A 14,291-nucleotide genomic window follows, 5' to 3' on the forward strand; every position below is an offset into this window, starting at 1 on the left:
GCTCCAACCTGGTCGTGCCGGAGTGTGCAGCCGTCGGAACGCTATACCCCGAGGGCGAGGCAGGATGGATCTCGTGGCTCTCCCGTCCCCCGACGACACGACCGGATCTCTCCGCAATCCCGTCCTCGCCGCCCTCACCGGGCCGCACCGCGCGTTCGCCGACCTCCGCGGCCGCGCGGCCCGCTACCGGCCGGACGTCACCCCGTTCGCCGGGCTGCCGCTGGACCCCACCCCGGAGGACTGGGCGGACCTCGCCGCGGTGAGCGGTCCCGGCGGGTCCGCGGTGTTGGCCGGCCCGCGGCGCGAGGCGCCCGCGGGCTGGGAGACCGGCATGGACCTGCCCGGGGTGCAGATGACCGGCGACGCGCTGGAGGTCGCCCCGGACCCGGAGGCCGTGCGCCTCGGGCCCGCGGACGTGGCCGACATGCTGGACCTGGTCGCCCGGACGAAGCCCGGCCCGTTCCTGCCGCGGACGATCCAGCTCGGCACCTATCTCGGCATCCGCCGGGACGGCGCGCTGGTCGCGATGGCGGGGGAGCGCATGCGGGTACCGGGCGGCACCGAGATCTCCGCGGTGTGCACCGACCCCGCCGCGCGCGGGCAGGGGCTGGCCGCCCGGCTCGTCCGCGCGGTCGGCGCGGTGATCCGCGAGCGGGGAGAGCTGCCCTTCCTCCACGCCGCCGCGACCAACACCACTGCCATCCGGCTCTACGAGCACCTCGGCTTCACGGTTTCGCGCGAGCTGGAGTTCATCGGCTACCGGGCCCCGGCGGTCAGTCCGGCGGCGTGAGGTCGTGCTGGGCCAGGACGTCGTCGACCGCCGAGGGGGACAGCACCTGGTCCAGCACGAGGATCGCGCAGCCGGTCACGCCGCTGCGCCCGGCCAGTGCGCCCGGCTCCACCCGCAGCGTCTGCGTGGCGGTGGCGACCGACCGCTTGAACACCGACTCCCGGATGCCCGCGACCAGCGGCTCGTAGGCGCCGACGAGGTCGCCACCCACGGTGATCACCGCCGGGTTGAGCAGGTTCACGGCCGAGGCCAGCACCTCGCCGATCCGCCGCCCGGCGGTGCGGACCAGCCGGACGGCCTCGGCGTCCCCGCTGCGCACCAGGTCGACGACCCCGGACACGGTGTCGACGGTGCGCCCGCGCGCGGTGAGGTCGCGGATGAGCGCGCTGCCGCTGGCGAGGATCTCCAGGCAGTCGACGTTGCCGCAGTGGCACGGCGTGCCCGGCCCGTCGGAGATCTGGGTGTGGCCGATCTCGCCGGCCGAGCCCCGGGCGCCCCGCTGCAGGGTGCCCCCGCTCACCACGGCGGCGCCGATCCCGGTGGAGACCTTCACCACCAGCAGGTCGTCGATGCCGGGGTGCGCGTGCTGCTCGGCGATGGCCATGACGTTCACGTCGTTGTCCACCCGCACCGGCACCGGGAACCGGTCGGTGAGCAGCGGCGGCAGCTTGACCTCGGCCCAGCCCGGCAGCACGGGGACGCCGATGCTGCACCCGGCGACGCAGTCGACGGTGCCGGGGATCGACAGCCCGATGCCGCGCACCTGGGCCGGGTCGCTGCCGGTCTCCTGGACGAGCCGGGCGAGCCGGTCGCCGACCGCCTCCAGCACGGCCTCGGGCCCGCTGCGCACCCGCATCCGCACCGAGTCCTGGGCCAGCACGGTCCCGGCGAGGTCGCAGACGGCGAGCGAGGTCCGGCTGACGCCGACGGACGCGGCCAGCACCGTGCCCCCGGCGGTGTGGAAGGCGAGCCGGGCGGCGGGCCGGCCGCCCGTCGCCGCACCCCCCTGGACCTCGGTGACCAGGCCCTCCTTGAGGAGCCGGTCCACCCGGGCGGCCACGGCGGTCCGGGACAGCCCGGTCGCCCGGCCGATCTCGGTCCGGGTGGCGACGGCACCCTGCCGGATGAGCGCGAAGATCTCTCCTGCGGTGGCCGGGGCGGACGTGGGCCTGCGGCCACGGGCGGACCCGATGCCGGCACCGGTCATGACGGGGCCTCCTCACCTGCGTCGATACCGAAGATGCCACATTTTCGCTTTTCGCGTGCGCAAGGCGTCCCGTAGGGTGGTCCGCGGTGTGCCGGGAAGTCTGGTCGGCGTCCGTCCCGCCGTGCCCGCCCACCGAGAGGCCAACCGTCGTGAGCCGTCCCGCCCGCCTGTTCGACCGCGGCACCTGGCCCGAGGCCCGCCGCATCGGCGACCTCCTCCGCACCGAGACCGTGGGCGGGCTGCTGCTCGTCGGGGCGGCCGTCGTCGCGCTGATCTGGGCGAACTCGCCGTGGCGCGGGGCCTACTCGGCGCTCGGCGCGATCACGGTCGGGCCGGTTGCGCTCCACCTGGACCTGACGCTCGCGGCCTGGGCGTCGGACGGGCTGCTGGCGATCTTCTTCTTCGTGGCCGGGCTGGAGCTCAAGCGCGAGTTCGTGGCCGGGGACCTGCGCGATCCCCGGCGGGCGTCGCTGCCGGTGGCCGCGGCCGTCGGCGGCATGATCGTGCCGGCCGTGATCTTCACCGCGCTGAACCTGGGAGCGGGCACGGCCGTCGGCTGGGCCATCCCGACCGCCACCGACATCGCGTTCGCCCTGGCCGTGCTCGCGGTGATCTCCACGCACCTGCCCTCGGCCCTGCGCACCTTCCTGCTCACCCTCGCCGTGGTCGACGACCTGCTGGCCATCACGATCATCGCGATCTTCTACACGGACGACCTGCACCCGCTGCCGCTGCTGCTGGCGCTGGTCCCGCTCGCGCTGTTCACGGTGCTCGTGCAGCGGCGGGTCCGGTCCTGGTGGCTGCTGCTCCCGCTCGCCGCCCTCACCTGGGGGCTGGTGCACGCCTCCGGGGTGCACGCCACGGTCGCCGGGGTGCTGCTCGGGTTCGCCGTGCCGGTGGTGCGGCGCGCCACGGGCCCCGGGCCGGGCCTGGCCGAGCACTTCGAGCACCGGTTCCGGCCGTTGTCGGCGGGCGTCGCCGTGCCGATCTTCGCGTTCTTCGCGGCCGGGGTGTCCGTGGTCGACGCCGGCGCCGGCGCCTTCCTGCACCCCGTCACCCTCGGGGTGGTCCTGGGTTTGTTCGTGGGCAAGACGGTGGGCGTGCTCGGCGCGACCTGGGCGGTCCAGCGGTTCACCCGGGCACAGCTCGCGGAGGGCCTGAGCTGGTGGGACGTGCTCGGCCTCTCGGTGCTCGCCGGGATCGGGTTCACGGTGTCGCTGCTGATCGGCGAGCTGGCCTTCGGTCCGGGCTCGGCGATCGACGGCGAGGTGAAGATCGGCGTGCTCACCGGCTCGCTGCTGTCGGCGCTGGTCGCGAGCGTGATCCTGCGGATCCGCAACGCCCGCTACCGGCGGATGGAGGCGGAGGAGGCGGTCGACTCCGACGCCGACGGGATCCCGGACGTCTACCAGCGCCGCGAGGACTGAGCGGCTACAGCGCGGAGAGCAGCGCAAGTCGTGTCCTGCGTCTCGTGCACGGACTCTCGCCAGTTCCCTCGCTCACGACCGCGTGACGTCATGGTTTCGCACTGCAAGGATGAAACCAGTGACCGCCACGCACGAAACTGCCGCTCCCGCCCCCACCGCAGCCCCGCCCCGGACCGTCGCCCCCGCCCTGCTCGTCGCCGCGATCCTGCTGCTCGCGCTGAACCTGCGCGGCCCGATCGTCGCCGTCTCACCGGTCACCGAGGCGATCCGCGCGGACCTGGGGATCGACGCCGGCACGGCCGGCCTGCTCACCAGCCTCCCGGTGCTGTGCTTCGGGCTGGCCACCCCGCTGGCGTCGGCGCTGCTGGCGCGCACCGGGCTCGGCCGCGGCGTGCTCGTCGCGCTGGGCGTGCTGCTGGCCGGGACGGTCGTGCGCTCCCTCGACGGGCTGCCGGCCGCGGTCGCCGGGACGCTGCTGATCGGCGCGGCGATCACCGTCGGCAACGTGGCGGTGCCGGTGGTCATCGGGCGGGACCTGCCGCGGCACGCGGGCGCCGTGCTCGGCATGTACACGGCCGCGCTGAACATCGGCTCGATGATCACCCTCTCGCTGACCGTGCCGATCGCGGGGGCCACGGACTGGCGCTTCGCCCTGGCGGCCTGGGGCGTGCTGGTGCTGGTCGCGGCCGGTGTGTGGTGGTGGGCGACCCGATCGCTGGGCGCGGGCAGGCCGGCCGACGCGGCGGCCGCCGAGGCACCCGTCGCCGGGCCCGTGTGGTGGCGCCGCCCGGTGGTCTGGGGCCTCACGATCGCGTTCGCCGGGCAGGCCTTCGCCTACTTCGGCGTCACGGCCTGGCTGCCGCTGCTGCTCGGCGACGAGCTCGGGATGAGCGACTCCGCGGCGGGCGTGAGCTCCTCGATCTTCCAGATCGCGGCGATCGTCGGCGCCTTCGGCGTCCCCGTGCTGCTGCGGCTGTGCCCCTCGCCGCGGATCGTCGTGGGCGTGGTCTGCGCGGCGTGGGCGGCGCTGCCGCTCGGCCTGCTGCTCGCCCCGGAGGGCTGGGCGGTGTGGTGCGCGCTGGGCGGGGCCGCGCAGGGCGGCGGGATCACCGTGATCTTCTCCCTCGTCGTCCGGCGGGCGCGGGACCTCACCGAGAACCGCCGGATGTCCGCGCTGGTCCAGGGCGGCGGCTACACCGTCGCCGCGACCGGGCCGTCCGTCGTGGGCGCTGTGCACGAGGCGACCGGCACCTGGTCCGGGCCCCTTCTCGTGGTTCTCGCCGCGGTGCTCGTGCTGTTCACGGCGGGTCTGGCGGCCTCCGGCCGCACCCCCTGAATCTTTTTCCGGACGGGCGTATCCGGCGGCGATCCGGCGCGCTCTTCTCGTGGCGTGGGGGAGGGTGCCGCCGGGCCGGGGCCGAGGGGGTGGCGCAGGAGCGGGCCGGGGGTCCCGTGTCTGCGACCGCCCCGGCCCGTCGGGTCCCCACGACCCGGCCGCGCCACGGGCGGGTCCACCTGCTGGACCAGGAGGCCCGGGCTGAATACCGTACGCAGAGTGACCGCCCCGGCCCGTCCGCCCTTGATCGGACGTACGGACGAGCTGCGGTCCCTTGCCGAGCTGTTCGAGGCGGCCCGCACGGGCACGCCGGGGGTCGCGCTCGTCTGCGGCGAGGCGGGCGTCGGCAAGTCGCGGCTGGTCGCCGAGCTGGTGGCCCGGGCCGAGCGGTCCGGGGCCGTCGTGCTCGCCGGCGCCGCCGTCGACGTGGGGGAGAGCCCGCCGCTCCTGCCGCTCACCCTGGCCGTGCGGGCGCTGGCCCGCGAGCCCGCCGGGCGCACGGTCGTCGAGCCGTGGCGGGGCGAGCTGGAGGCCCTGGGGCTGCTGCCGCCGTCGCCGGGCGGGCCCGTGCAGGCCGTCCCGCACCACCTGGACACGGCCGGCCGGGTTCTGCTCGGGCTCGCCGCCGACCGGCCCGTGCTGCTGGTCGTCGAGGACGTCCAGTGGGCCGACCGCGCCACCCGGGACCTGCTGTCCTACCTCACGGCGATCATGCTGGACGCCCGGCTGCTCGTCGTCGTCACGCATCGCGAGGGGGGTGGCTCGCCCGGGCTCGACGAGCTCGGCCTCGGCGGGCTGCGCCGGCACCCGCGCGTGCGCGGAATTCCTCTGGGACCCCTCGACCGCGCGGCGATCGCGGAGCTCGTGGCGCGCGAGCCGCTGCCCGAGACGGACGTCGACGACCCGGTCGAGCTGGTGTGGCAGCGCTCCCGGGGCAACGCGTTCATCGCCGAGGAGACGGTCCGCGCCCTGCGCGACCGCGACCCCATGGCGGTCTCGGGCACCCTGCGCGACCTCGTGCTCGGCCGGGTGCGGGCGCTCCCGGAGGACGCCCGCACCGTCGTCCGGGCGCTGTCGGTCGCCGAGGGCGCGGTGTCGCACGAGGTCGCGCAGCTGGTCACCGGACTGCCGCCGGACCGGCTGCTCACCGCCGTCCGGCACGTCGTCGAGGAGGGCTCGGTCGTGCTCGACGGGCCCGGCGCCGAGGGCGGCGACGACGGGTACCGGCTGCGGCACGGGCTGGCCGTCGACGTCGTGTCCGCCGACCTGCTGCCGGCGGAGCGCCGGGACCTGCACCGCCGGTACGCCGCGGCGCTCGCCGAGCTGACCGCCGGCGGCGACCGGTCGGCCGTCGCCGCGCTGCTCGCCCACCACTGGGACCGGGCGGGCGACGACGCGCGAGCCCTCAGCGCCGCCGCCGACGCGGCGAGCGCGGCCGAGCGCGTGCACGGCTACGCCGACGCCTACCGGCACTGGCGGCGGGTCGCCGACCTCGTGGCGGGCCGGTCCGTCCCACCCCGGCCGGCGTCCGAACCCGTCGCCTCGGTGGGCCTGGACCGGCCCGTGAGCCTGGAACGTGCGGCCGAGGCCGCGCACCTGGCCGGTGAGCACGACGCCGCCGTGAACGTGCTGCAGGAGCGGATCGGGCTCACCGATCCCGCCGACCCGCGCCGGGCCACGCTCGTCGCGCGGCTCGGCGACTACCTGCTCGCGGCGGGCCGCGGCGTCGAGGCCGAGGGCGCCTACCGGGAGGCGCTGCGGCTCGGCGGGGAGGCGCACGTCGCGCTGCTCGCCGGACACGCGGAGGCGCTGCAGGCCGCGGGCCGGTTCGCCGACGCCCGCGACGAGGCCACCCGGGCGCTCGCGGCGGCCCGGCAGGCGGGCACGCCCGACGAGCAGGCCCGCGTGCTGGTCACGCTCGGCTTCAGCCTCGCCTACCTGGAGGACACCCAGGCCGGCGCGGCCGCGCTGGCCGAGGGGCTGCGGGTGGCCGAGGCGAGCGGGTCGCCCGCGGTGCTCGGCAGCGCCTACCACCGGCGGGCCGAGCTCCTCTCCGGGCCGCTCAACGCGCTGTCCGAGGGCATCGACCTCGCCCTGGCCGGGGCCGAGCGGCTCACCGAGCTGGGGCTCGGCCGCACGCACGGCGTCCGGCTGCTCGCGCTCGCCGCCAACGGCCAGTTCCGCTGCGGACGCTGGGACGAGGCCGTGGAGGTGATCGACCAGGCCTTCCGCGCCCGGCCGTCCGGCAGCGAGGCGCTGGACATCCGCCTCTCCCGCGGCCGGATGCGCGTCGGGCGCGGCGACCTGAGCGGGGCCGCCGAGGACCTCGACGCGGTGGCGATGCTGGCCCACGACACCGTCGGCGCCCGCTACCGCGTCCCGATGCTCACGCTCCGGGCCGGCCTGGAGATGTTCCTCGGCCGGCCGGAACGGGCCGTGGGGCACACCGTGGCCGGGCTCGACGTCGTCGGGAAGGGGCACGACGACGTCTGGCTGGAGGCCCCCCTCATCTGGCACGGGCTGCGGGCCCACGCCGAGACCGTGCGGTTGGACCGGCCTCCGCCCGCCCACGAGGTCGTGGACCGGCTCCGCGAGTCGGGGGCCGGGCTGCACGACCGGGCCCGGCGGGCGGTGCCGATGGTCGCGGGGCTCGTCGGGGTGTTCGCGCAGATGTGCGACGCCGAGGTGACCCGCGCCGACGGCGACTCCGATCCCGAGCTCTGGGGCGAGGTGGCCGCGCAGTGGCGGCGCCGGGACCAGCCCTACAACGTGGCCTACGGGCAGTTGCGCCGCGCGGAGGCGCTGCTCGCCCGGCGCACCCGCAGCAGGGCCGCCGCCGACGCGCTGGTCGAGGCGCACGACATCGCCGCGGACCTGCGGGCCGTGCCGTTCCTCGAGGAGGTGCGCGACCTCGGCAGACGGGCGCGGATCCGGCTCCCGGACCTGCCCCCGGAACCGGAGCGGACCGGCTACCACCCCGAACCGGCCGCGGTGGCCGAGCAGGTGCCGGACGAGCTGGAGGTCGCGCGGCCGGCCCGTCCGCGGGTCCCGGCCGCCCGGCCGCCGACCCGCCGGGACGTGCTCGGGTCGCTGACCCCGCGGGAGACGGAGGTGCTGGCCGAGATCGCCGCCGGGCACACCAACCGGGAGATCGCGCAGCGGCTGTTCATCAGCGAGAAGACGGTGGGCATCCATGTCACGCACCTGCTGGCCAAGCTCGGGGTCCGCAGCCGGGTGCAGGCGGGGGCGGTCTACCTGCGCGCCGCCCCCAGCGAGACCCATCCCGGCTCCTGAGCCGGGGAACCGCCCGCTCAGCCCGCGGCGCTGCCGGCGGCCGGGGCGAGCCCCCGCACGACCGGGTGGGCGGCGCCCAGGCCCCGCTCGACCGCGAGCCGGCGGAGCTGGTCCAGCGCCCGGGCCCGGGTGGGGCCGATGGAGCCCGTGGGGATGCCGGTGACCCGGCTGATCCGCTCGTAGCTCCAGGTGTCCTCGCCGAAGAGCGCGGCGATGAGCAGCCGGCGCCGGCGCGGCAGGTCCGCGACCAGCGCCCGCAGCTCGCGGGCGATGTCGGCGTCGACCGCACGCTGCTCGGGCCCGGGCGTCGCCTCCGCGACGGTGACCCCGGCGTCCTCCACCGGGACCCCGGCGTGCGCGGACCGGTCGAGGATCCGCAGGCACTCGCGGCCGGCGACGGTCGAGAGCCAGCCCGGGAGCCGCTCGACGTCGTTGATGCGGTCGGCGTTCTGGGCGAGCCGCAGCCAGGTGGCGGCGACGGCGTCGTCCGCGTCGGCGGGCTGCAGCCGGAAGCCGCGGACCCGGGAGCGGACGAGGCGCTCGTACCGGGTCACGACCTCGCGCCAGGCGGACTGGTCACCGGCGGCGAGCCGGCCGAGCAGGTCGGCGTCGGCGGCCGCCGTGGGAACGGGCGCGCCGGTGCCGGACGGGGGTGGGACGGGCGTGCGCATGGATGCCTCCGAGGGGGTCCTGCGCGGCCGGGGCACCGGCTCGCTGATGACCCCTCAGAGACTTCCGCCCGGAGGGCCTCCCGCGCGTCTGGACAACCCCCTAGGAGGGTCGCGGGGACCCCCCTATTTCCGCGGGGGACCACCCCCACCTCCCGTGGGTGCGGCGGGCGTCGACCGGGGGAGGACCCCCGGCGCGCGAGGTCAGCGAGGCGTGCGCACGTCCGCCGGCTCCGTCCGGCGGGCCGCGTGTTGCGCCGCGGCCGGGGAGTGCCCCCGCCGGGACGGGTCCCACTCACCGGTGTCCGGCGGCTCGGCGGCCGAGCGGTCCCGGGCGGGCTCGCCGCACGCGTCGGCGTGCAGGGCGGAGTGGACCCACCCGATGCTGCCGTCGGGCAGCACCCGGTCGATGTGGGCCAGGGTGGTGTAGCGCTCGCGAGCGACGTCGATCGGCGCGTAGCACCGCTCGCACAGGTGGAACTGCAACTCGCCTCCCAGGGCTCGGGGCAGGGGCCCCGGGTCGGCGCTGAGACGAGGCTGGTTCGGACGCTGAACTGCCCGATTCTGGCACGCGAAACCCTGACTCCCCAGGTCGCACGGGGTGGCGTCGCGCACGTCCCGGGATTGTCGGAGGGCGGTTGTACGCTCGCCGCAGCCGAATCGCACGCATGTAGTTCGCCCGTCAGGAGGTTCTGGGAGTGCGCCTGGTCCACGCCGCCGACCTGCACCTCGACAGCCCGTTGCTGGGGCTCTCCCGGCTCGAGGACTCCGACCTGGCCGACACGTTGCGCCGGGCCACCCGCCGGGCCTGCGAGAACCTCGTCGACCTCACCGTGGCCGAGCGGGCCGACGCGCTGCTCCTCGCCGGGGACGTCTACGACGGGAACTGGCGGGACTACGCCACCGGCGCCTTCTTCGTCCGGCAGATGTCCCGGCTGCACGACGAGGGGATCCCCGTCTTCCTCATCAACGGCAACCACGACGCGGAGAGCGAGATCACGCGCTCGCTGCGCCTGCCGCCGAACGTGCACCGGCTCGCCACCGACCGTCCCGAGACCGTGGTGCTCGACGACGTGGGGCTGGCCGTGCACGGCCAGGGCTTCGCCACCCGCGCGGTGCTGGAGAACCTGGTGCCGGCCTACCCCGACCGGATTCCCGGCCTGGTCAACGTGGGCCTGCTGCACACGTCCGTGCTGGGCGCGGAGGGGCACGACTCCTACGCGCCCTGCACCCCCGAGGACCTCGCGCGCTGCCGCTACGAGTACTTCGCCCTGGGGCACGTGCACGAGCGCCGCGTGGTCACCGACGGGGAGCACGTCGCCGCGTTCAGCGGGAACCTGCAGGGCCGGCACCCCCGCGAGCCCGGGGCGAAGGGCGCCACCGTCGTCGAGGTCGGGCCCGGCGCGCGGGCCGAGCTGCGGCACGAGGTGTGCGACGTCGCCCGCTGGACCCATGTCCGGCTCGACGCGAGCGCCTGCGCCGATGCGGACGAGGTGCTGGAGGCGCTCGACGCCGAGCTGCGCGGGATCGGGCTGGCCGCGGGCTCCCGGCCGGTCGCGGCCCGGGTGACCCTCGACGGGCCCACCCCGGCGGCCCCCGCCCTGCTCGACGCGGAGTGGCTGCGCGCGGAGATCGACGTCGTGGCCGAGAAGTCCGGGGCGGTCGTCGAGATGGTGCGCAACCGCACCCGCAGCCCCCGGGCGGAGGACGCGTCCCCGGAGGCCGTGGCCGCCGTCGACGAGGAGCTCGCGGGCGCGGTCGCCGCGGCGGCGTCGCGGCTGGTGGCGGAGCCGGAGCGGGCCGGCGAGCTCGTCGCCGTCCTGGAGCGCGAGGCCGGGCGTCGGCTGCGCGGGGCGGGGCTGGACCTGCGGGACCCGGCCGGGCTGGCCGAGCTGGCCCGCCGGGCGGAGGAGGAGCTGCGGGCGCGGCTGGCCGGCTCGGACCCCGCGCGGGGATCGGCGGCCTGACGGGTGCGGATCACCGGGCTCACCCTCGAGCGCTACGGCACCCACGAGGGCCGCGTGCTCGCGCTCGGCCGTGGGCTCACGCTGGTCACGGGGCCCAACGAGGCGGGCAAGTCGACGCTGCTCGACGCCGTGTCCGACCTGCTCTGGGGCTTCCCGCGCCCGGTCCGGCACGCCTACGCCGCCTCACCGGCGCGGCTCGCGATCGCGGCCGAGGTCGCGTTGCCCGGCGGGGAGCTGGCCGTCCGCCGCACCACCCGCGGGCTGTTCGGGCCGGGGGAGGAGCCGCTGGAGGCGCCCTGGGGCCCCGGCGGCGCGCAGTCCCGCCGCACCTGGCAGCAGAGCTTCGGGCTCGGGCACGAGGCGCTGCGCGAGGGCGGCGCCCGGCTCTGCGACGGCGGCGGGGAGCTGGCCGAGCTGGTGTTCACCGCGCGCAGCGGGCGGGACGTGCGGGCGATCCTGGCGGAGCTCGACGAGGAGGCGGACCGCCTCTACAAGGAGCACCGCAACGCGCAGAAGGTCGAGCTCCGCCGGGCGCTGTCCGCCTACGAGCACGCCGACGCCGCGGCGGCCGAGCAGATGTCCCGCGCGGGGGACGTGGCGGCCCTGGCCGAGGAGATCGGCCGCCTCGAGCGCCGGGCGACGGCGCTGGCCCGGGACCGGGAGAGCGCGGCGCGGGCCGGGGCCGAGGCGCAGCAGCGGGTGCGCGCGTACCCCGCGGCGCGCGACGTGGCGCGGCTGCGGGCGGACCTGGCGGCCCTCGCGGCCTCCGGGGTGGTGCTCGACGCCACCCGGCTCGCCGAGTTCGACACCGCCCGGCAGGCCCGGGACCGGGCCGAGGACACGCTCGCCGAGCTCGAGGACCGGCTGCGCGGGCTGCGGGCGGAGCGGGGCGAGATCCGGGTCGACGAGGCGGTCACGGCCGACGCCGAGCAGATCCACCGGCTCGCGGGCGAGCGGGAGGCCCGGCAGGCCGAGGCCGAGCGGCTGGGCACGCTGCGGGCCGAGGCGGCGGACCGGTCCCGCCGTGCCGAGGAGCTGCTCGAGCGGATCGAGCCGGGCGTCGAGCCACGGGCGGTGCGCCGCCGGCTCGAGGCGCTCACCGTCCCCGCGGACCGCGCGGCCGATCTCGAGGCGCTGGCGGCCGAGGTCGATCGGGTGGCCGCCGCCGCGGACCGGGCCGCCGAGCAGCACCGCGAGGCCCGCCGCACCGCCCGGGAGGCCGCCGACGGCGCGGCCGGCCCCGACTCGTCCGCGGTCGCGCGGGTGGCCGAGGCGCGCCGCTCGGTCCTGGCCGACGGCTCCGCCTGCGCCCTGCGCCGGGCCGCGCTGCGGGAGGCCGCCGACGCCACGCTCCGCGCCCGGAGCTCCCTCGAAGGCACCGGGCTGGGCGCCGACCCGCTCCCGCCCGTTCCCGAGCCGCCGGCCGCGGCACGGATCGCCGCGCACCGGACCGCGCTGCGGCAGGCCGCGGAGGCGGACGGGCAGGCCCGCCGCGAGGTCCACCGCGCCGGCCGCCGCCGGGACGCGGCGCGCGCCGCCCTCGACGCCCTGGTCGCCGCCGGCGCCCCCGCCGACCCCGAGGCCCTGGCCGCCGCGCGCCGCGAGCGCGACACCGCGGTCGACGCCCTGCTGGCCGCCGTCCGCGATCCCGCGGGGACGGACCCGGCCGGGCTCGCGCGGGCGTCGCTCGCCGTCGAGCGCGCGGTCCGCGAGGCCGACGCGCTGGCCGACGGCATGATCACCACCGCGGACCGGATGGCCGAGCTGACCCGCGCCCGGGCGGACGTCACCGCTGCCGAGGAGGAGCACGCGGCCGCGGACAGCGCCGCGCAGGCCGCGGCGACCGCCCGCGCCCAGGCCCGCGAGCACTGGATCGCCCTGTGGGGCCCCTGCCCCGCCCCGCACCCGGACGAGGCCGACACCGTGCGCCGCGGCCTGCTCGCCGCCCGCCAGGCCCTCGCCGAGCGCGACCATGCCGCCGTGCGGGCTGCCGACCTCGCCGCCGACGAGGCTGCCCAGGCCGCCACGCTCGCCGCGGCGCTGGAGGCGGCCGGCCGCGCGCGCCCCGGCGCCGATCTCGACGCGCTGCTCCGCGCCGCCGAGGACCTCGAGGCGGAGGCCGACGCCGCGCGGGACCGGCGCACAGTCCTGCACCGGCTGCGGGCCGACGCCGAGCGCGCCGCCGCCGAGAGCGACGCCCGGCGCCACGACCTCGACCAGGCGTCCCTGCGGTGGCGGCACGCCCTGCGCGCGGCGGGCGGACCCGCCGACGCCGGGCCCGCGAGCTGGCGCGTCCGGCAGGAGGTCCTGGCCGAGGCGGTGCACGCGGAGGCCGACGGTCGCGCCCTCGCCGCGGAGGCGAAGCGGCTCGCGGCCCGCGTCTCGGCCCACGAGAAGGCCGTGACCGCCCTCGCCGGGCGGCACCTCGGCCGGGCCCTGCCCCCGGCCGTCGCGCTGCCGGAGCTGGTCGACCGGGTCCGGCAGGCCGCCGAGGCCGCGGTGTCGGCCCGGCACGTCGACGCCGCCGCCGAGCAGGCCGAGGCGGAGGCGCGCCGCGTCCGCCGGGAGGCGTCGGCGGCCCGGCAGCGGCTCGACCGGCTGGCCGTGGAGCTGTGGCTCACCGCCGCGCCCGAGGAGGGCGGCCTCGACGCCGCCGCCGAGCGGGGCCGCGAGGCCGTCCGGATCCGCGAGGAGGAGGCCACGGCGCTGGCCCTGCTGCGCACCGCGGCCCCCGACCTCGACGCCGACGAGCTGGTCGCGGCCTCCGAGACCGTCGAGGAGAGCGCCCTCGCCGACGAGTTGCACCGCGCCCGCACCGCGGCGGCGGAGCTCGCGCGCGAGCACGAGGAGCTGCTGGAACAGCTCGGCGGGCTGCGGGACCGCCGGCGTGTGCTCGAGGGCGCCGACGGCGCCGCCGTGCTGCACGCCGAGGCGCAGGGGCACCTCGCCCGGGCCGCGGAGGCCGCCGAGCGGTACGTGATCGTGCACCTGCAGCGCGAGACCCTGCGCCGCGAGCTGGAGAGCTACGAGCGACGGCACTCGTCCCCGCTGCTCGACGAGGCGGGCCGGCTGCTCGGGCGGCTCACCGGCGGGCGCTTCGCCGGGCTGCGGCCGGCGGGCGGCGAGGCCCGCACGCTCGTCGCCGCCCGGGCGGACGGGGAGGAGCTCGCCCCGGACCAGCTCTCCGAGGGCACCGCCGACCAGGTCTTCCTCGCCCTCCGGCTCGCCGGTATCCGGCAGCTGCAGGCCGAGCGGCGGGCCGCCGGCCTGCCCGCCGTCCCGGTCGTGCTCGATGACGTCCTCATGACCTTCGACGACGCCCGCGCAGCCGCCGCCCTCGCCGTGCTCGCCGAGCTGGCCGCGGACTGGCAGGTGCTGCTGTTCAGCCACCACGAGCACCTGGCGGCCCTCGCCCGGCGGGCCACCGAGAACCTCGCGGAGGGCGTGACGGTCATCGAGCTGGGCCCGCCCGCCGCCGTCGCGCTCCCGCTCGCCCACCCCGCCTGATCCCACCCGCCTGATCCCACCCGCCTGATCCCACCCGCCTGATCCCACCCCGCCCGATCCCGCCCGTGCCCCGGCCGCGCCGCGAGCGGATCCGC

Annotated in this window: 9 protein-coding genes; 6 read left to right on the top strand and 3 right to left on the bottom strand. The window is 77.8% G+C overall.

Features of this window, described 5'->3' with window-relative positions; all coding sequences use genetic code 11:
• The first annotated feature begins 73 nt into the window (after window positions 1–73).
• Entirely contained in the window at window positions 74–790 is a 717-nt protein-coding gene (locus ACQP04_RS17640) for a GNAT family N-acetyltransferase (protein ID WP_433508118.1), read from the top strand.
• Here ACQP04_RS17640 and ACQP04_RS17645 read toward each other — a convergent pair.
• On the bottom strand, window positions 774–1,997 hold the full coding sequence (locus ACQP04_RS17645; RefSeq protein ID WP_433508119.1) for an ROK family transcriptional regulator: 1,224 nt from the start codon (window positions 1,995–1,997) through the stop codon (window positions 774–776). The genes ACQP04_RS17640 and ACQP04_RS17645 overlap by 17 nt on opposite strands.
• A 149-nt stretch (window positions 1,998–2,146) precedes the next feature.
• Between ACQP04_RS17645 and nhaA the strand changes: the two genes are divergently transcribed.
• The 3 genes from nhaA to ACQP04_RS17660 all read left to right on the top strand — a co-directional run bounded on the left by nhaA (window position 2,147) and on the right by ACQP04_RS17660 (window position 8,054).
• Window positions 2,147–3,424 carry a Na+/H+ antiporter NhaA gene (nhaA, locus tag ACQP04_RS17650; protein WP_433508120.1) on the top strand — a complete coding sequence of 426 codons (1,278 nt, stop codon included), beginning with the start codon at window positions 2,147–2,149 and terminating at the stop codon, window positions 3,422–3,424.
• Window positions 3,425–3,542: 118 nt separating this feature from the next.
• Window positions 3,543–4,760, top strand: coding sequence for an MFS transporter (locus ACQP04_RS17655; RefSeq protein ID WP_433508121.1), 1,218 nt, complete (start codon window positions 3,543–3,545; stop codon window positions 4,758–4,760).
• A gap of 219 nt (window positions 4,761–4,979) precedes the next feature.
• Window positions 4,980–8,054, top strand: coding sequence for a helix-turn-helix transcriptional regulator (locus ACQP04_RS17660; RefSeq protein ID WP_433508122.1), 3,075 nt, complete (start codon window positions 4,980–4,982; stop codon window positions 8,052–8,054).
• Window positions 8,055–8,071: 17 nt separating this feature from the next.
• Here the strand turns inward: ACQP04_RS17660 and ACQP04_RS17665 are convergent, their stop codons facing one another.
• The gene (locus ACQP04_RS17665) at window positions 8,072–8,725 is read right to left on the bottom strand and encodes an RNA polymerase sigma factor (protein ID WP_433508123.1); all 654 of its coding nucleotides are present in this window, start codon (window positions 8,723–8,725) and stop codon (window positions 8,072–8,074) included.
• 201 nt (window positions 8,726–8,926) lie between these two features.
• Window positions 8,927–9,208 (bottom strand): hypothetical protein, encoded by a 282-nt coding sequence (locus ACQP04_RS17670; RefSeq protein ID WP_433508124.1) that lies wholly within the window; start codon window positions 9,206–9,208, stop codon window positions 8,927–8,929.
• Between the two features lie 212 nt (window positions 9,209–9,420).
• Between ACQP04_RS17670 and ACQP04_RS17675 the strand changes: the two genes are divergently transcribed.
• Window positions 9,421–10,689: a metallophosphoesterase gene (locus tag ACQP04_RS17675; RefSeq protein ID WP_433508125.1), complete on the top strand. Its 1,269-nt coding sequence runs from the start codon at window positions 9,421–9,423 to the stop codon at window positions 10,687–10,689.
• Between the two features lie 3 nt (window positions 10,690–10,692).
• On the top strand, window positions 10,693–14,196 hold the full coding sequence (locus ACQP04_RS17680; RefSeq protein WP_433508126.1) for an AAA family ATPase: 3,504 nt from the start codon (window positions 10,693–10,695) through the stop codon (window positions 14,194–14,196).
• Window positions 14,197–14,291 lie beyond the last annotated feature (95 nt).

It is taken from the genome of Pseudonocardia halophobica (assembly GCF_050948485.1).
GTDB classification, from domain to species: Bacteria; Actinomycetota; Actinomycetes; order Mycobacteriales; family Pseudonocardiaceae; genus Pseudonocardia; species Pseudonocardia halophobica.

Coding starts and splice junctions, on each gene's coding strand:
- ACQP04_RS17645 (WP_433508119.1), bottom strand. CDS start 1,997: ATGACCGGTGCCGGCATCGGGTCCGCCCGTGGCCGCAGGCCCACGTCC.
- ACQP04_RS17665 (WP_433508123.1), bottom strand. CDS start 8,725: ATGCGCACGCCCGTCCCACCCCCGTCCGGCACCGGCGCGCCCGTTCCC.